General features: G+C 70.3%; 17 protein-coding genes. 11 read left to right on the plus strand and 6 right to left on the minus strand.

Annotated elements, in window-relative coordinates; translation table 11 throughout:
- Positions 1-9: 9 nt before the first annotated feature.
- Positions 10-1059, minus strand: coding sequence for a GSU2403 family nucleotidyltransferase fold protein (locus ACK4UM_RS16350; protein ID WP_409801089.1), 1050 nt, complete (start codon positions 1057-1059; stop codon positions 10-12).
- Positions 1060-1214: 155 nt separating this feature from the next.
- On the opposite strand from ACK4UM_RS16350, the gene lptM reads away from it, so the two are divergent.
- The 3 genes from lptM to ACK4UM_RS16365 all read left to right on the plus strand — a co-directional run bounded on the left by lptM (position 1215) and on the right by ACK4UM_RS16365 (position 3256).
- Positions 1215-1451 (plus strand): LPS translocon maturation chaperone LptM, encoded by a 237-nt coding sequence (gene lptM / locus ACK4UM_RS16355; RefSeq protein WP_409801091.1) that lies wholly within the window; start codon positions 1215-1217, stop codon positions 1449-1451.
- A gap of 36 nt (positions 1452-1487) precedes the next feature.
- Positions 1488-2756, plus strand: coding sequence for a diaminopimelate decarboxylase (gene lysA / locus ACK4UM_RS16360; RefSeq protein WP_409801093.1), 1269 nt, complete (start codon positions 1488-1490; stop codon positions 2754-2756).
- 80 nt (positions 2757-2836) lie between these two features.
- Entirely contained in the window at positions 2837-3256 is a 420-nt protein-coding gene (locus tag ACK4UM_RS16365) for a hypothetical protein (RefSeq protein WP_409801095.1), read from the plus strand.
- Between the two features lie 19 nt (positions 3257-3275).
- Here ACK4UM_RS16365 and ACK4UM_RS16370 read toward each other — a convergent pair whose 3' ends face one another.
- Positions 3276-4331 carry a DUF2865 domain-containing protein gene (locus ACK4UM_RS16370; RefSeq protein WP_409801096.1) on the minus strand — a complete coding sequence of 352 codons (1056 nt, stop codon included), beginning with the start codon at positions 4329-4331 and terminating at the stop codon, positions 3276-3278.
- A 357-nt stretch (positions 4332-4688) separates the two neighbouring features.
- Between ACK4UM_RS16370 and ACK4UM_RS16375 the strand changes: the two genes are divergently transcribed.
- Together ACK4UM_RS16375 and ACK4UM_RS16380 are read left to right on the plus strand one after the other, a co-directional pair.
- Positions 4689-5264 (plus strand): YceI family protein, encoded by a 576-nt coding sequence (locus ACK4UM_RS16375; RefSeq protein ID WP_409801098.1) that lies wholly within the window; start codon positions 4689-4691, stop codon positions 5262-5264.
- 213 nt (positions 5265-5477) lie between these two features.
- Entirely contained in the window at positions 5478-6731 is a 1254-nt protein-coding gene (locus tag ACK4UM_RS16380; RefSeq protein ID WP_409801100.1) for a cytochrome b/b6 domain-containing protein, read from the plus strand.
- A 256-nt stretch (positions 6732-6987) separates the two neighbouring features.
- On the opposite strand, the gene ACK4UM_RS16385 is transcribed toward ACK4UM_RS16380, so the two are convergent.
- Positions 6988-7269 (minus strand): hypothetical protein, encoded by a 282-nt coding sequence (locus tag ACK4UM_RS16385; RefSeq protein ID WP_409801102.1) that lies wholly within the window; start codon positions 7267-7269, stop codon positions 6988-6990.
- Positions 7270-7536: 267 nt separating this feature from the next.
- Between ACK4UM_RS16385 and cysS the strand changes: the two genes are divergently transcribed.
- The 3 genes from cysS to cimA all read left to right on the plus strand — a co-directional run bounded on the left by cysS (position 7537) and on the right by cimA (position 11475).
- Positions 7537-9066 (plus strand): cysteine--tRNA ligase, encoded by a 1530-nt coding sequence (gene cysS, locus ACK4UM_RS16390; protein WP_409801104.1) that lies wholly within the window; start codon positions 7537-7539, stop codon positions 9064-9066.
- A gap of 325 nt (positions 9067-9391) precedes the next feature.
- Entirely contained in the window at positions 9392-9886 is a 495-nt protein-coding gene (locus ACK4UM_RS16395; RefSeq protein WP_409801106.1) for an N-acetyltransferase family protein, read from the plus strand.
- Positions 9883-11475, plus strand: a complete 1593-nt coding sequence (cimA, locus tag ACK4UM_RS16400; RefSeq protein WP_409801108.1) for a citramalate synthase — start codon at positions 9883-9885, stop codon at positions 11473-11475. The genes ACK4UM_RS16395 and cimA overlap by 4 nt, the downstream gene beginning before the upstream one ends.
- Positions 11476-11496: 21 nt before the next feature.
- On the opposite strand, the gene ACK4UM_RS16405 is transcribed toward cimA, so the two are convergent.
- A complete protein-coding gene (locus ACK4UM_RS16405) occupies positions 11497-12798 on the minus strand; it encodes an aminotransferase class I/II-fold pyridoxal phosphate-dependent enzyme (protein ID WP_409801110.1) in 1302 nt (433 codons plus the stop codon).
- 113 nt (positions 12799-12911) lie between these two features.
- Here ACK4UM_RS16405 and ACK4UM_RS16410 point away from each other — a divergent pair, with 113 nt between their 5' ends.
- Entirely contained in the window at positions 12912-13124 is a 213-nt protein-coding gene (locus ACK4UM_RS16410) for a hypothetical protein (RefSeq protein WP_409801112.1), read from the plus strand.
- 16 nt (positions 13125-13140) lie between these two features.
- On the opposite strand, the gene ACK4UM_RS16415 is transcribed toward ACK4UM_RS16410, so the two are convergent.
- Positions 13141-13518 carry a DUF2794 domain-containing protein gene (locus tag ACK4UM_RS16415; protein ID WP_409801114.1) on the minus strand — a complete coding sequence of 126 codons (378 nt, stop codon included), beginning with the start codon at positions 13516-13518 and terminating at the stop codon, positions 13141-13143.
- Positions 13519-13630: 112 nt separating this feature from the next.
- Entirely contained in the window at positions 13631-14434 is an 804-nt protein-coding gene (locus tag ACK4UM_RS16420) for a (Fe-S)-binding protein (protein ID WP_409801116.1), read from the minus strand.
- A gap of 199 nt (positions 14435-14633) precedes the next feature.
- On the opposite strand from ACK4UM_RS16420, the gene ACK4UM_RS16425 reads away from it, so the two are divergent.
- Together ACK4UM_RS16425 and ACK4UM_RS16430 are read left to right on the plus strand one after the other, a co-directional pair.
- Positions 14634-15062: a c-type cytochrome gene (locus tag ACK4UM_RS16425; protein ID WP_409801118.1), complete on the plus strand. Its 429-nt coding sequence runs from the start codon at positions 14634-14636 to the stop codon at positions 15060-15062.
- Positions 15063-15079: 17 nt separating this feature from the next.
- Positions 15080-16024 (plus strand): cytochrome c, encoded by a 945-nt coding sequence (locus ACK4UM_RS16430; RefSeq protein WP_409801120.1) that lies wholly within the window; start codon positions 15080-15082, stop codon positions 16022-16024.
- Positions 16025-16179: the final 155 nt, after the last annotated feature.

The raw sequence follows: 16179 nt of genomic DNA on the forward strand, positions 1-16179 counted from the left end.
GTCCCTGTTTCACCAGCGCGGCCCGTCGAGGTGTGTCTCGTCGCTCTCGTCTTGCAGCGAACCCGCGATCGCGTCGCCGACGGCCTTGGGCAAACCCTCGCGAAAGCGGCGGTCGAAGGGGAAGTTGGGGAGGTGGCGACGCATGACCGCGACCAGTGCCGCGGCCTGCCGACGGTCACGGATGCCTTTCGCCGGATCCCGGTCCTCGCGCTGTGCGACCCAGAACTTGTGAGCGACCCAGTAACGGGGATCTGGGCATCGCATCGGTGCCGGATAGCCCCGCTCGTCGACGACGACGACCTCGATCGACGGCGCGTTCAGCAACCATTGCAGCCCCTCGAGCGGCGCGCTCTCGACATCCCCCCGCTCCAATGGCTGTGCGCCTGGCATCGTGCGATAGAGCGGCCGCGGCGTCGGCCTGACGAACTCGATCATGTAGCCCGCATCGTTCGTCAGCCGGTAATCTCCCGCGCCGCGTGGCTGAAACGTCTTGTCGACGCGGGCCTGAATGAGGCGCGTGAGGCCGATCCGCTCGCGCTCTTCCGTCAGCAGTCGCAGCGGGTGACGATCGTCGAGCAAGAGGTCGATGTCACCGGTCGCCGTCATGGCGGTTTCGAACGCGCCTCCTGCGAGCGCCTCGAACGCGAAGAGAGCGTTGGTGCCGATCACACGCGGCGTCGTTCCCCCGACGTGAATCCGCAACTCGCGCAGAATGCGTCCGGACACCTGCGGAAGACGACCCGCCCGTAACCCGCGCAGAATCGCCGCCTGGGTGTCGATCTCGGCGGATAGGCTGCGCAAGCGCGTGCGAATGCGCGCTTGGCCCTCCTTGAAGGCCGCGTACATGGCTTCGGTCTCGGCCGCGCGTGGGCCGAGGCTCTTCCCGGAGCGGCCGATCCACCGGTAGAGGTATTCGAAGCCGCCCCGGCGCTCCCAGCGCATCGATCCGAGGTAGCTGTGCCGCCGCAAATCCTCCGCGGCGATCCAGGCCTCCCAGAGCTGGGCGAGCTCGATACGCTCCTTCAGCGATCGCCCTTCCAACTCATTGAAAAAAGACACGTTGTTGCCGTCCTGTGAGAAACTGCCTCCTCTGACAACAACTACCGCACCCTTCAGCCTCCGGCAAGACGTACCCTCGCGGCCGCGCCACCGCACCGCCCCCTCGCCTTCCCCCCCGTTTCGTGCTTAAGGTGCGCCGTTCTCGGAGGGCGGATATGGGTGTCTCGCGTGCGGTGACGATCGGTGTGGTGCTCGTGGCGACGGGGCTCGTTCTCGGCGGCTGCGGTCGGCGCGGCGCGCTCGAGGCGCCGCCCGCCGCCGGCGCGGCCGCGGCGCCGGTCGAGGCTCCGACGGATCCGCTCACGATGGCGCCGCTGCCGGCGGCCGAGCGCCCCGTCGACCCCGGCCCGGCCGTGCGCGATCGCCCCTTCTTCCTCGACGCGCTCCTCTGAGCGCGCAAAGCCGAGCCCGCGACGGAGCCGACCGCCATGCATCATTTCGCCTATCGCGACGGCGTGCTCCACGCGGAGGACGTCGATCTCGCGGCGCTCGCCGAGGAGATCGGCACGCCGTTCTACTGCTATTCGACCGCGACGCTCGAGCGCCATTACGACGTCTTCGCCGGCGCCTTCGCCGACATGGACGCGCTCGTCTGCTACGCGATGAAGGCGAATTCCAACCAGGCGGTGCTGCGCACCCTCGCGCGGCGCGGGGCGGGAATGGACATCGTCTCGCAGGGCGAGCTCGAGCGCGCGCTCGCGGCGGGCGTGCCGGGGGAGCGCATCGTGTTCTCCGGCGTCGGCAAGACGAGGCAGGAGATGCGCGCGGCGTTGGAGGCCCGCATCCTGTGCTTCAACGTCGAATCCGAGCCCGAGCTCGAGGCGCTCTCGGACGTCGCGAGCGGCATGGGCGTCACGGCGCCCATCTCGATCCGCGTCAACCCGGACGTCGACGCGAAGACGCACGCGAAGATCTCCACGGGGAAGTCCGACAACAAGTTCGGCATCCCGATCTCCCGCTCCCGCGAGGTCTATGCCCGCGCCGCCGCGCTGCCGGGCATCGCGGTGACCGGCGTCGACATGCATATCGGCAGCCAGATCACCGATCTCGCGCCCTTCGACAACGCCGTCGCGCTCCTCTCCGAGCTCGCCCGCGATCTGATGGCGCAGGGCCACCGCCTCCATCACATGGATTTCGGCGGCGGGCTCGGCGTGCCCTATCGCGAGGACGTCGAGCCGCCCCCGGCGCCGGACGTGTTCGCGCAGATGGTCAAGCGCCACGCGAAGGATCTCGGGCTCAAGCTTCTCTTCGAGATCGGCCGCATGATCGCCGGCAATGCCGGCATCCTCGTCACCCGCACGCTCTACGTGAAGGCGGGGGAGAAGAAGACCTTCGTCATCGTGGACGCGGCGATGAACGATCTGATCCGCCCGACGCTCTACGAAGCCCATCACGAGATCAAGCTCGTGCGCGCGCCCGCCGCGGACGCGCCGCGCACGATCGTCGACGTGGTGGGGCCCGTCTGCGAGACGGGGGATTATCTCGCGCTGGACCGCGCGCTGCCGCCCGTCGCGCCGGGCGACCTCCTCGCTCTGATGACGGCGGGGGCCTACGGGGCGGTGCAGGCCTCGACCTACAACACGCGCGCGCTGGTGCCGGAGGTGCTGGTGCGCGGCGCGCGCGCGGCTCTCGTGCGCCCGCGCGAGCCCCTGTCCGCGCTCATCGCTCGCGACGTCGTCCCCGATTGGCTGGGGTGAACGCTTCGCGCGCCCCTCGCGTTGGAGGGTGACGGGGCGGCTCGAGCCCCGCATCCGCGGACGCGGGAGGACGATCAGCGATGGCGCGCAAGACCGAGAGCCGACCGGAAGAGGGGCCGAGCACGGGCACGTCCGTCGATTCGGCCGCCCACGAGACCGCGCGTCGCCGCACCGGCGACCACGCGCCCGCGAGCGACGCCGCTCCCAACGTCTCGATGCTGAAAGCCGACATCGAATCCGGCCGCACCGGCGACAAGAACCCCGTCGCCGATCCCGGCCTGTCCATGCTCGGCACCGACGACGAGGCGGCGGGCACGCCGAACGGGCCCGACCGCATCCGCGACGCGCGCATGGCCGAGACGACCCGCGGCGTCACCTCCGCCGACCAGTCCCCGCGCCTCGATGCGGGGCATACCGGGCGGCGGGGGATCGTCATTGCCTTCGCGATCGGCATCGTGGTCTTCGCGGCGATCTTCGCGCTCTTCGTCCTCGGGCGCTGAGCGCCGCCCGCCCCGCCCCTCACATCGTGTTCGGGACCGGGATCAGCTCGGGCGCGACGACGCGGACGCGGCGGCGGCCCGACTCGGTGTCGAGTTCGCGGATCTCGCCGTTGTCGATGCCGAAGAACGGGATCTGCGCCCCGCCGCTCGCCGGGCGTGCGACTCGCGCCGCGTTGCTCTCGCGCGGCCGCGACAGCTCGATGGCGCGCTCGGGCGTGACGAGCTCGCCGCCGGAGCGGGCGATCATCGATTCGGCCTCCTGCAGCACCTCGGCCCAGCTCTGGCCCTCCGCGCGGCAGGAGCAGGAGGGGTCGAGCACCGTGCGGTAGCGCAGCGCGTTGGGGAGCGCCGTGTAGCTCTGACCGAAGGCGTCGACCGCCGTCTCGACGGGCGCGCCCTCGCGCTTGAAGAACACGGTCGTCGCGGCGGACGGGCAGCGCGCCTGGCAGAGGGTCGCGGCCGCGTTCGCGTCGCGCACCGATTGGCCGAGCGGGAAGAAGAAGCCGTCGCAGGTGCGCACGCAGATCGCGAACGAGCCCCCGCCGGCGAAGTCCTGCTCGTCCTCGAAGAAGAACTCCTCGCCGAACGGCTCCTCCGGCGGCGCGCCGAAGAGCTGGTCGAACAGCCCGCGCGGCTGCGCCGCGACGTTGCAGGCCTGGTCGATCGCGGCGAGCAGCGCCTGCCGCCGGTCGTTGCCCGAGCGCGAGGCCTCCTGCAGGAGCCGCTGGTAATTGTCCTCCATGGCCGCGATGCGGTCCTCGGCCGCGCGGCATTCGGGATTGGACGGCGCGCCGAAGATGAGAAAGCCGCGCTGGCCGCAATTGAGGCTGCGAAAATAGGCGCGCATGCGCTCGAGCTCGACCCATTGCCGCTCGGCGAGCTCGCGGAAATCCTGTCCCGCGCCGCGCTCGATCGCGTCGAGCTCCGCCTGGTAGCGCGCGCACGCATCGGCCTGAGCCCGCGCCTCGCCATGCGCGAAGGCGAGGCCCGCCGCCGCGATCGCCACGGCCAAAGCCGCGCGCACGCTCCGTGCGAGGCCGCCGATCGTCTTCCCGTCGCTCGTACCCTGTCCCATCGCCCTGCCGTCGTCGTGACCGCACGGCGCGCCCGATGCGCGCCGGTGCCTCGCGCGCTTCTCGCGGGCGCACGTGGCCAGAAGATGGACGAATCGGGCAAGCCGCGTGGCAGCCCGCGCCCGGCGCGCACTATGCCATGCTCCGCCGCGCGCGCCAAAGCCGGGTGCGCCCGTGGCGTGAGGCCGCGGCACGCGCGGACGCTCCGTCAGCCTCGCGATATCGTCTCTTGCATGAGCGCAACGAAATGCCTGCTGCAAAGCAAAAGAATGTGCCTTCTTGCCAGGTCCGCTCTGCACTAAGTTGCGCCTCGCATCGGGTCGCGATCGGCGCGGCCGCCTCTCTTCGGAGCCAGATCCATGAAGTTCCTCCCCGCCGCCGCGCTCGCCGCAGCCCTCTTCGCCTCGCCCGCCGCCATCGCGCAGCAGACCTACGTGCTCGACGCGAGCCACAGCCAGATCGTGTTCTCCTACGACCATCTCGGCTTCTCGACGACCTACGGCATGTTCTCCGGCTTCGAGGGCACGATCGTCTTCGTCGAGGACGCGCCCGAGCAGTCGAGCGTCGAGGTCTCCTTCCCCGTCCGCTCGATGCTGACCGGTTGGGAGGAACGTTTCGCCCATTTCATGTCGGCCGATTTCTTCGATGCCGCCGACGACGAGATGGTCACCTTCGTCTCGACGGGCATCGAGGTCACGGGCGAGGACACCGCGCTGATCACCGGCGATCTGACGCTCAACGGCATCACTCGCGAGGTCGTGCTCGACGCCAAGCTCAACCAGCGCGGCGACCACCCGATCGAGAACCGGCCCTGGGCCGGCTTCGACGCCACGACGACGCTGCTGCGCTCCGATTTCGGCGTCGGCGCCTTCGCGCCCTTCGTCAGCGACGAGGTGGCGGTGGTGATCTCGATCGAGGCGATGGCCGCGCAGTAAGGACGGGGATGGCTCCGGTCGGCGTCAGCCGTCCGGAGACGGATGGGGGGCGTCGGGTGAAGGGCACCGAAGAGATCGTCACCCGACGACCCCACCCCCGCCCCTCCCCGCAAGGGGGAGGGGAGGACCGTCGAGCTCTTCGAGACCCCTGAGATCGTCCGCGGATCCGATCGGCGGAGATGTGTGAGACCGGAACGATAGGGAGCCCCCGCGATGTCCGCCGCGAACACGACCGCCACCTACGGATCCGTTGCCAAGACCCTGCATTGGGCCACGGCGCTCCTGATCCTCACGCTCGTGCCGCTCGGCTTTATCGCGGTGGCGTGGCCCTACGACACGTCCGACAGCCTCGCGACGAAGGCGCTCCTGTTCTCGATCCACAAGACGCTCGGGGTCGGCGTCTTCTTCCTCGCGCTCGCGCGGATCGCCTGGGCGCTGTCGCAACCGCGACCCGTGCCGCTCCATCCGCAAAGGCGGCTCGAGACGACGCTCGCGGAGGGGGTGCACTGGGCCCTCTACGTCGCGCTCGTCGCGGTGCCGCTCACCGGCTGGGTGCACCATGCGGCGACGACGGGTTTCGCGCCGATCTGGTGGCCGCTCGGCCAGACGTTGCCCTTCGTGCCGCAATCGACGGCGCTCGCGGAGGCGACCGCGTCGCTCCACCGGGCCTTCGTCTTCCTCCTCCTCGCGACCCTCGCGCTGCACGTCGCCGGCGCCCTCAAGCACCATCTCGTCGACCGCGACGGCACGCTCGCGCGGATGTGGCCTGGTCGCCGCGCCCCCGTCCCCGCCGCGCCCGGCCGCCGGCATGCGCCCGCGCCCGCCGCGGCGGCATTCGGCATCTACGCCCTCGTCGGCGCCGTCGCCCTCCTCACGGCGCCGGGCGCCGAGCCGCGCAGCGTCGCCGCGACCGCGATCGCCGCGGAGGGCGGGGCCACGCTCGAGGGCGCGGCGCGCTGGCGGGTGGAGAGCGGCAGCCTCGGCTTCACCGTGCGCTCGCTCGGCAACCCGGTCACGGGCCGTTTCGCGGAGTGGAGCGCGCAGATCGCGTTCGACGAGGAGGCCGACGCGGACGGGCGCCACGGCGCGGTGGAGGTCCTGATTCTGGTGGAGTCGATGAGCCTCGGCTCGGTGACGGCGCAGGCGCGCGGTCCCGAATTCTTCGCCGTCGAGACCCATCCGACGGCCCGCTTCGGCGCCGAGATCGTCGCGGCCGAGGGCGGCGGCTACGAGGCGCGCGGTACGCTCGACCTCGTCGGCGCGAGCGTCCCCGTGAGCCTGCCCTTCACGCTCGCGATCGACGGGGACACCGCGCGCGCGGCCGGGACGGTCACGGTGGACCGCCGGGCCTTCGGGATGGGGCAGAGCTATTCGGACGAGACGACCGTCGGTTTCGCCGTCGAGATCGCCTTCGAGCTCGAGGCCCGCCGCGAGGACGGGGCGCCCGGCGCCGGCCCACGTTCCTGATCGGGGCGCTCGATTTTCGGGAGATGCTGCCTGCGGTTGTCATCCCGGACGCCGAAGGCGATCCGGGACCCATAATCACCACGCCTCATTCGCAGCCTATAGGCTGCGTTTCGCCAACGCTGGCGCTTCAAGGGTGCGGAGCGAGCGCGGCATGCGCGCTCGGACGACCGTCGTGGTTATGGGTCCCGGATCGCCCTCTCGCGTCGGGGATGACACCATCCCCCGGGATTACACCATCCCGTCGACCGAGGAGCGCTCAGCGCCCGCAGGCGATCGACAAATTGCCGTCGGCGTCGCGGCCGAAGCGGTCGGCGCGGGAGAAGCCGTGCGAGGCGCACCAGGATTGGGCGACGACCGCGCCGCATTCGTCGCCGTTGGCGATGCAATCGGCGACGCCGTAGCCGTCGTTGGGCGGCAGCACGAACAGCCCCGTCGCATCCGCGGCCGCCCGCGTTCCCCCGCTCGGCGCGATCAGGAACGACATCGAGAGCGCCGCGCTGAGCGAGGCGAAGGCGAAGATGGCGACGGCACGACGCATGACTGAACTTCCGGCACTCGCTCGACGGGACCGCCGAGAATTGATTCGACCCGATGAACGAAGGCTTAACGAGCGGCCGCCGCGGCCACGCTCGAGGCGAGGCGTCTTGACGGATCGCGCGCGAAAAGGCAATCAGGAAACATGCAGACGGCGCGCATTCTCACCGCGAAGATTTGTAGCTAGCGCGACCCCGCTGGCTGGAGCCGTCTCGTCCCCTCGCGCGACTAGCGATTTCTCCAGGCGGCGGCCGCATGGAGACCCGTTTCGATGGCGACGAGCCTGAGCCTGTACAACACGCTGAGCCGGACGAAGGAGCCTTTCCGTCCGATCGATCCCGCTCACGTGCGGATGTATGTCTGCGGGCCGACGGTCTACGACTTCGCCCATATCGGCAATGCGCGCCCGGTGATCGTCTTCGACGTGCTCTACCGTCTGCTCCGGCACCTCTACGGGGCCGAGCACGTCACCTACGTGCGCAACATCACCGACGTCGACGACAAGATCAACGCGCGTGCGGCGCGCGACTTCCCCGGCCTGCCGCTCAACGAGGCGATCCGGAAGGTCACCGAGGCGACCGAGACGCGCTTCAAGGCGGACGCCGCCGCGCTCGGCTGCCTGCCGCCGGACGTGGAGCCGCGCGCGACGCAGCATCTCGACGAGATGCGCATGCTGATCGAGCGCCTCGTCGCGCGCGGCTGCGCCTATGTCGCGGACGACCACGTCCTGTTCTCGGTCGCCGCGATGGAGCGCCTTCCGAACCGGCCGCGCTACGGCTCGCTCGCGCGCCGCTCGCTCGACGAGATGATCGCCGGGGCGCGCGTCGACGTCGCCTCCTACAAGCGCGACGAGATGGATTTCGTGCTCTGGAAGCCGTCTTCCGAGAGCGAGCCCGGCTGGCCCTCCCCCTGCGGCATTGCGCGCCCCGGCCGCCCGGGTTGGCACATCGAGTGCTCGGCCATGGCCTGGCGCCACCTGATCGCGGCCTTCGACACGCGCGTGACGTGCGATGCCGGCGCGCGCGAGATCTTCGACATTCACGGCGGCGGCATCGACCTCGTCTTCCCCCACCACGAGAACGAGATCGCCCAGACCTGCTGCGCGCTCAACACGCCCCGCATGGCGAATGTCTGGATGCACAACGGGTTTCTGATGGTCGAGGGGGAGAAGATGTCGAAGTCGCTCGGAAATTTCGTGACGATTTCGGATCTGCTGGAGACCGAGACGTTCGGGGGGCGGCGCTGGCCGGGAGACGTGCTGCGTCTCGCGATGTTGAAGACGCATTATCGGCAGCCGATCGATTGGACAGTGGATGCACTCGAATCAAGTGCTCGAACGTTGAATCGCTGGACACGGATTGCGAAGGAGAACGATGTCAGCGCCGGTGGAGAAGTTGACGATGAATTTGCACGACTTCTTTGTGACGATCTAAATACACCTGCGGCGATCGCGCGTGTTCATCAGCTCTTCAATCTTAGCCGCTTTTCTGACGAGACGATGGATCAGGACGAGCAGGTTGGTACTTTTGGCTTTGGGCCGGGTTATTCAGGCTTCTCAGGTCCAGAACAGAGGCGGGCATCAATAGAAACTGGGATTGCCTGCCTGAGACTGCTGGGATTGGATCTATTCGCGGCTCGACCTGTAGACCTATTCATCGTACAAGCGCTGCTTGCCCAACGCAAAGCCGCCCGCGCGGCCAAGAACTGGGCCGAGAGCGACCGCCTGCGGGACGTCTTGGCCGAGATGGGCGTCGTCGTGAAGGACGGCAAGGACGAAACCACCTGGGAGGTCGCGCGATGAGGGATGGGCGCAGCGCCGCGCTTTCCTTCCCCTCAGGGGAAGGTGGCTCGGGACGCGAACAGCGTCCCGAGACGGATGGGGTCCGTCGGCCCGCAGGGTCGACTCGGCGCATCGCGCCGAAGACACGGCCGAACGCGCTCTACGCCAACGCCCCTTCGCCGCTGTCGCGGCGAAAGACCCCATCCGTCTCCGGTCGCTGTGCGCGACCGGAGCCACCTTCCCCTGAGGGGAAGGAGAACGGCGGTCTTCCTCCAAGCGTCGGGCCCCACCCGACCCCTTCGCTCCGCTCAGGGGCCACCCTCCCCTCCGGGGAGGGATATTCGCCATGACCGTCTCGCTGCGCCCCATGCTCCCTGCCGACGGCCCCCTTCTCGCGGACATCTACCGCGAGGCGATCCTCGGCATCGGCATCGAGGATTACGACGAGGCGCAATGCGAGGCGTGGGCGTCGCTCGCCGACGACGAGGCGGCCTTCGCGGCGCGGCTCTCCGGCATGCTCACCCTCGTCGCCCTGCGCGACGGCGAGGTCGCGGGGTTCGCCGCCCTCGAGAAGAACGCGACGATCGCGATGCTCTACGTCTCCCCCGATCACGCGGGCGAGGGCGTCGCGACGGCGCTCGTCGACGCGCTCGAGAAGCTCGCGGCGGCGCGCGGGACCGAAATCATCGAGGCGAGCGCGTCCGACACCGCCCTGCCGCTCTTCCAGAAGCGCGGCTACGAGCCGCGCCAGCGCAGCACGACGACGATCGCCGGCCAATGGCTCGCCAACACCCATCTCACCAAAAGGCTCGCCCCCGCACAGGCGCAGAGGCCCTCATGAGCGCGCGCATATACCTCTTCGACACGACCCTGCGCGACGGCGCGCAGACGACGGGCGTCGATTTCTCGCTCGCCGACAAGATCGCCATCGCGGGCCTGCTCGATCGGCTCGGCGTCGATTACGTCGAGGGCGGCTATCCGGGGGCGAACCCGCTCGACACCGAGCTCTTCCGCGAGAAGCGCACGCAGAACGCCCGCTTCACCGCCTTCGGCATGACGAAGCGCGCCGGCCGCTCGGCGGCGAACGATCCCGGCATCGCGGCGCTGCTCGACGCGCAATGCGACGCGATCTGCTTCGTCGCCAAGGCCTGGGACTACCACGTGAGGATCGCCCTCGAGATCGCGCTCGAGGAGAACCTCGCCGCCATCACCGAGAGCGTCGAGGCCGCGGCCGCGCGCGGGCGCGAGGTGATGGTCGATTGCGAGCATTTCTTCGACGGCTACAAGGCCAATCCCGATTACGCCCTCGCCTGCGCGCGCACCGCCTACGAGGCCGGCGCGCGCTGGGTGGTCCTCTGCGACACGAATGGCGGGACGCTTCCCGAGGAGGTCCGCGCGATCGTGACCCGCGTCGCCGAGACCGTGCCGGGCGACCGGCTCGGCATCCATGCGCACGACGATTGCGGCTGCGCGGTCGCGAATTCGCTGGCTGCCATCGAGGCCGGCGCGCGCCAGATCCAGGGCACGCTCAACGGGCTCGGCGAGCGCTGCGGCAATGCCAATCTCGTCACGATCATCGGCACGCTCGCGCTAAAACCCCATTATGCGGAGCGCTTCGCGACGGGCATCGCGCCCGAGGCGCTGGCGCGGCTCACCCCCGTCTCGCGCGCGATCGACGAGCTCCTGAACCGCCAGCCGAACCGTCACGCGCCCTTCGTCGGCGCGAGCGCCTTCGCGACGAAAGCGGGCATCCACGCCTCCGCCGTGCTCAAGGACCCGCGCACCTACGAGCACGTCGCCCCCGAGAGCGTCGGCAATCTGCGCCGCGTCCTCGTCTCGGATCAGGGCGGCAAGTCGAACCTGCGCGCGGAACTCGAGCGGCTCGGCATCGAGCTCTCCCGCGACGACCCGCGCCTGTCTCGCCTCCTCGACGCGTTGAAGGAAAAGGAGGCGCAGGGCTATGCCTACGAGGGCGCCGACGCCTCCTTCTATCTCCTCGTGAAGCGCGTGCTCGGCGAGGTGCCCGATTTCTTCGAGGTCGAGCGCTTCTCGGTCAATGTCGAGCGGCGCTGGAACGCGGTGGGCCAGCTCGTCACCGTGGCGGAGGCGATCGTCAAGGTGAAGGTCGGCGACGAGGTCCTGATCTCGGCGGCCGAGGGCAACGGCCCGGTCAACGCGCTCGACGTCGCGCTGCGCAAGGATCTCGGCCGCTATCAGGCGCTGATCGAGGATCTGGAGCTGATCGACTACAAGGTGCGCATCTTCCAGGGCGGCTCGGATGCCGTCACTCGCGTGCTGATCGAATCCGGCAACGCGTCCGGCGAGCGTTGGACGACGGTGGGCGTCTCGCCGAACATCATCGACGCCTCCTTCGAGGCGCTCAACGATTCGATCGTCTACACCCTGATGACCCGCGGCGCCCGGCCCTGACCGGGCGCCGACGGGGTCTCGTCACGCCCCCGCGGTCGTCTCCCCGCGCGCGCCCTGCTCCGCCTCGACCGCGGCGAGGAGGATGGCGAGCGCGATGCCCTCGGCGGCGGCCTTCACCTCGGCGAGGCTCGGGAAGGAGGGGGCGATGCGCAGGTTCGCATCGGCCGGATCCTTGCCGCCCGGCCAGGTGGAGCCCGCCGGCGTCATCTTGACGCCGAGCTCGCCGGCGAGCGCGACGACGCGCCTGGCGGTGCCCGGCCGCACGTCGACCGAGACGAAATAGCCGCCCTCGGGTCGCGCCCAGGTCGCGGCGCCGGTCTCGGCGAGGCGCGCGGCGAGCGCCGCCTCGACCGCCTCGAATTTCGGCGCGAGCAGCGCCCGGTGCGCGGCCATGTGGCGGGCGATGCCGTCCGCGTCGCGGAAGAAGCGCACGTGGGCGAGCTGGTTCAGCTTGTTGGGCCCGATCGTGCGCACGCCGGCATTGGCGAGGAACCAGGCGACGTTCGCGGGCGAGCTCGCGAAGAAGGCGAGGCCGGCGCCCGCGAGCGTGATCTTCGAGGTGGAGGCGAAGACGAAGGCGCGGTCCGGATTGCCCGACGCGGCGCAGGCGTCGAGCAGGTTCTCGAGCGGCGGGCCCGCCTCGACGAGGTCGTGCACCGCATAGGCGTTGTCCCAATAGATGCGGAAGTCCGGCGCGCCCGTGCGCATCGCGGCGAGGCGGCGCACGGTCTCGGCGCCGTAGGTCTCGCCGGTCGGGTTCGAATAGCGCGGCACGCACCACATGCCCTTGACGCTGGGCTCGGCGACGAGGCGCTCGACCGTGTCCATGTCCGGCCCCGCGCCCGTGAGCGGGACGGGGATCAGCTTCACGCCGAAGGCTTCGCAGATGGCGAAATGGCGGTCGTAGCCCGGCACCGGCGCGAGGAAGGCGATCTCGCCCTCCTGCGACCAGGGCCGCGCGCCGCCCGGCACGCCCTTCAGGAGCGCCCAGACCAGGCTGTCGTGCATCAGCGCGAGCGAGGAATTCTCGCCCACGACGACCTGATCGGCCGGCGCGCCGAGAAGCCCGGCGAACAGCGCCCGCGCCTCGGGCAGGCCTTGGAGGCCGCCGTAATTGCGCGCGTCCTCGCCGCTCTGGGTGGTGACGTCGCGATTGCCGGGCAGCGCGAGCAGGTCGCTCGACAGATCGAGCTGTTCGGGCGCGGGCTTGCCGCGGGTCATGTCGAGCTTCAGGCCCCGGCCGCGGAAGGCGGCGAGCTCGGTCAGGAGCCGCGCGGCGAGGTCGGCGAGGTCTTCGGAGGGGAGGGCGGTCAGGGCGGGCACGGTCGCTTGTACCTCTGGTGAGCGGGAACGGCACCCTACTCGACGCGGAGCCCGCGCGGAACCACCCGCGGACGCTTCCGGTTGGCCCGCTTTGGCGACGAAGGAGCGATGCGATGGCTCGGGAAGACGGCAGGACGGGCGGGCGCAAACGCGCCACCATGGTTGCGGTGGTGCTCACGATCGTCGTCGCGCTCGCGGCTCTGGCCTTCGTGATGGGCGGCTTCGGCGCGACGGGCGGCGACCCCGGCACGGCCGCCACCGACATCGAGACGCCCCCGGCCGCCACCGGCGCCGTCGAACCGGCGCCGCCGCGCTCGCCGGATTGAGGCCCGGCGCTCGAGATCAATCCACCAGCCGCAGCTTCTTGCCTTCGAGCACGCGCAGGACCCGCGAGAGCACCTCGCCGCGCTTCATGACGAGGCCGGAGGCGGCGACGACGCAATAGGCCCCCTGGCGGCGGGCGAGCTTGGGGTCCTTCTCGATGCGGTAGAGGGGCATCTCGGAGGCGCGGCGGAAGATGGCGAACACCGCCTTGTCCTTGCGGAAGTCGATCGCGTAGTCGCGCCACTCGCCGCTCGCCACCTTGCGCCCGTAGACGTTGAGGATCTCGCGCAGCTCGTCCTTGTCGAAGGACACCCGCGCCTCCGGCTTGTCGGCGGCGGGGAAGGCGACCACCTCGCCCCCGCCGCCGCGGCGTTCCGCCGTCTCGGTCTCGCTCATGCCAGTCGCCGCCCCTCCCCGGCTCGCCGTGTCGCCTTTCCGTCATGATGGCGACGCGCGGGCCGGCGCGCAAGACGAGGGGGGGCGGATGGCGAGCGGGGTCGGGCCGGGCTCAGGCCTCGCCGATCGCCGGCGTGTCGGTCATGCCGGCGAGGACCTCGGCGACGTGGCGCACGCGCACGGGCGAGCCGTCGCGCTGGAGCTTGCCCGCCATGTTCATCAGGCAGCCGAGATCGCCCGCGAGCAGGGTCGGCGCGCCGGAGGCGACGATGTTCTGCGCCTTCTTCTCGACGATCGCCCCGGAGATCTCGCCGTATTTCACCGCGAACGTCCCGCCGAAGCCGCAGCACACGTCCGTCTCGGCCATCTCGACGAGTTCGAGCCCCTCGACGCTCGCGAGGAGCCGGCGCGGCTGGCTGCGGATGCCGAGCTCGCGCAGGCCCGCGCAGCTGTCGTGATAGGTCACCTGCCCCTCGAAGCGGGCCGCGACGCGGGTCACGCCGAGCACGTCGACGAGGAAGGAGACGAGCTCGTAGGTCTTCGCCGCGAGCGCGTGCGCCTTCGGCAGCCAGTTCGGATCGTCGGCGAACAGCTCGGCATAATGCGTCTTGATCATGCCGCCGCAGGAGCCGGAGGGCACGACGACGTAGTCGAACCTCGAGAATTCCTCGATCATCTGCTCGGCGAGCGCCCGGGTGGTGGCGCGGTCGCCGGAATTGTAGGCGGGCTGGCCGCAGCAGGTCTGCGGCGGCACCTCGACCCGGCAGCCGGCATCCTCGAGCAGCTTCACCGCCGCGAAGCCGACGGACGGGCGCATCAGATCGACGAGGCAGGTGGCGAACAAGCCCACGCGCGGCGCCGGTTTCGGGTTGTTGGTGTTGGCGGCGCTCGATCTCTGGGACAAGGTTTCGGCCATGCGCGTCGTCGCTCCTCGCTACGCGGCTCCTCGGTACTCGCCCGCGCATCTTGGCCAGGAGCGGGCCGGGGTCAAGCGCCGCAGGGGGGCGGATCACGTTCGCGTGTGATCGGCGGCGCGGGGCCCGCGAGGGGTGGATGCGGCGCAAGGCCGCGCTATCCTGCCAGCCCAGTCCACAAGGCGCAGAGGAAAACGCCCCATGCTCCGTCTCACCCTCACCCTCGCCGCCATCGGCCTCGGCGCCACGCTCGCGCAGGCCGATCCGATCGCCGAGCGCAAGGACATCATGGACGGCGTCGGCAGCGCCACGCGGACCGGCGTGCAGATGGTGCGGGGCGAGCGGGACTTCGACCTCGACGCCGCCCGCTCCGTGCTCGCGACCTATATCGACGCGGCCCAGCGCATGCCCGATCTCTTCCCCGAGGGCACCGAGACCGGCGGCAATACCCGCGCCGCTCCCGCGATCTGGATGAACAAGGACGATTTCGTGGGCAAGTTCGAGGCCTGGGAGATGCAGGTCGCCGCCGTTCTCGATACGGTCGTCGACGAGCCGAGCTTCGCCGCCGCGATGCAGCCGGCCGCCGCCGCCTGTCGCGACTGCCACACGAACTACCGCCTGCCGGATTGAGCGCGGGGCGCTCGGCCATGGAGGCTCTGAAGAAGGCGCTCGTCGTCCTCGTCGCGCTCGCGATCCTCGCGGTCGCGGCGTTCTTCCTCCTCACCGACACGCGGCTGCAGCGCACCGCGACCGAAGCCCCGCCGGGCGGCGAGGCCGATCTCGCCAATGGCGAGCGGGTCTTCGTCGCGGCCAATTGCGCTTCCTGCCACGCGACGCCGAACCAGGACGATCCGCGCCTTCTAGGCGGCGGGCGGGAGCTGACGACCGGGTTCGGCACCTTCGTCGCGCCCAACATCTCGCCCTCGCGCGACGGGATCTTCGGCTGGACGACGGCGCAATTCGTGCGCGCGATGCGGGCGGGCGTCTCGCCGGACGGGCGGCACTACTACCCGGCCTTTCCCTATACGAGCTATCAGCGCATGCGCCCGGAGGACGCGCGCGACCTGCACGCCTATCTGATCACGCTGCCGGAAGCGGAGGGCCGCGCGCCCGACCACGATCTCGCCTTCCCCTTCTCGATCCGCCGCGGAATCGGCCTGTGGAAATGGCTCGCCCTCGACGGGAAGACCTTCGACGAGGCGTGGACGCCGCCGCCCGGCGCCGACGAGGAATTGGCGGCCGGCGCCTATCTCGTTCAGGCCCTCGCCCATTGCGCGGAATGCCACTCGCCCCGCAACGCGCTCGGCATGATCGTCGAGGCGCAGCGTTACGCGGGCGGGCCGAACCCGGACGGGCGCGGTTTCGTGCCCAACATCACCCCCCACGAGACCGGCATCGGCGGCTGGACCCGCGCCGAGATCGTCGAGGTCCTCACCTCCGGCTTCACCCCCGATTTCGACGTGATCGGCGGCCACATGGCGCTCGTCGTCGACAACACCTCGCAGCTCTCGGACGCCGACCGCCAGGCCATCGCGGCCTATCTGATGTCGCTCGAGCCTCGCCCCGAGAGCGCGCGCAATCCCTCCCCGTAGGGGAGGGTGGCCTCGGGAGCGGAGCGACCGAGGTCGGGTGGGGCCTGAGGTTCGGAGGAAAATCTCCGCGCGACGGGCCCCACCCGGCCTTTCTCGGCTGTCGCCTCGAAAGTCCACCCTCCCCTCCGGGGAGGGAGGGCGGGCGGCAAATCCCT

The organism is Salinarimonas sp., assembly GCF_046292825.1.
In the GTDB taxonomy this organism is placed as follows: Bacteria; Pseudomonadota; Alphaproteobacteria; order Rhizobiales; family Beijerinckiaceae; genus Salinarimonas.

Excerpts from the sequence above, each read along its gene's own strand:
- ACK4UM_RS16410 (WP_409801112.1), top strand. The coding sequence starts at position 12,912 with ATGGCTCGGGAAGACGGCAGGACGGGCGGGCGCAAACGCGCCACCATG.
- ACK4UM_RS16430 (WP_409801120.1), top strand. The coding sequence starts at position 15,080 with ATGGAGGCTCTGAAGAAGGCGCTCGTCGTCCTCGTCGCGCTCGCGATC.
- ACK4UM_RS16425 (WP_409801118.1), top strand. The coding sequence starts at position 14,634 with ATGCTCCGTCTCACCCTCACCCTCGCCGCCATCGGCCTCGGCGCCACG.
- cysS (WP_409801104.1), top strand. The coding sequence starts at position 7,537 with ATGGCGACGAGCCTGAGCCTGTACAACACGCTGAGCCGGACGAAGGAG.
- cimA (WP_409801108.1), top strand. The coding sequence starts at position 9,883 with ATGAGCGCGCGCATATACCTCTTCGACACGACCCTGCGCGACGGCGCG.
- ACK4UM_RS16375 (WP_409801098.1), top strand. The coding sequence starts at position 4,689 with ATGAAGTTCCTCCCCGCCGCCGCGCTCGCCGCAGCCCTCTTCGCCTCG.
- ACK4UM_RS16415 (WP_409801114.1), bottom strand. The coding sequence starts at position 13,518 with ATGAGCGAGACCGAGACGGCGGAACGCCGCGGCGGCGGGGGCGAGGTG.
- lysA (WP_409801093.1), top strand. The coding sequence starts at position 1,488 with ATGCATCATTTCGCCTATCGCGACGGCGTGCTCCACGCGGAGGACGTC.
- ACK4UM_RS16380 (WP_409801100.1), top strand. The coding sequence starts at position 5,478 with ATGTCCGCCGCGAACACGACCGCCACCTACGGATCCGTTGCCAAGACC.
- ACK4UM_RS16370 (WP_409801096.1), bottom strand. The coding sequence starts at position 4,331 with ATGGGACAGGGTACGAGCGACGGGAAGACGATCGGCGGCCTCGCACGG.
- ACK4UM_RS16385 (WP_409801102.1), bottom strand. The coding sequence starts at position 7,269 with ATGCGTCGTGCCGTCGCCATCTTCGCCTTCGCCTCGCTCAGCGCGGCG.
- lptM (WP_409801091.1), top strand. The coding sequence starts at position 1,215 with ATGGGTGTCTCGCGTGCGGTGACGATCGGTGTGGTGCTCGTGGCGACG.
- ACK4UM_RS16365 (WP_409801095.1), top strand. The coding sequence starts at position 2,837 with ATGGCGCGCAAGACCGAGAGCCGACCGGAAGAGGGGCCGAGCACGGGC.
- ACK4UM_RS16420 (WP_409801116.1), bottom strand. The coding sequence starts at position 14,434 with ATGGCCGAAACCTTGTCCCAGAGATCGAGCGCCGCCAACACCAACAAC.
- ACK4UM_RS16395 (WP_409801106.1), top strand. The coding sequence starts at position 9,392 with ATGACCGTCTCGCTGCGCCCCATGCTCCCTGCCGACGGCCCCCTTCTC.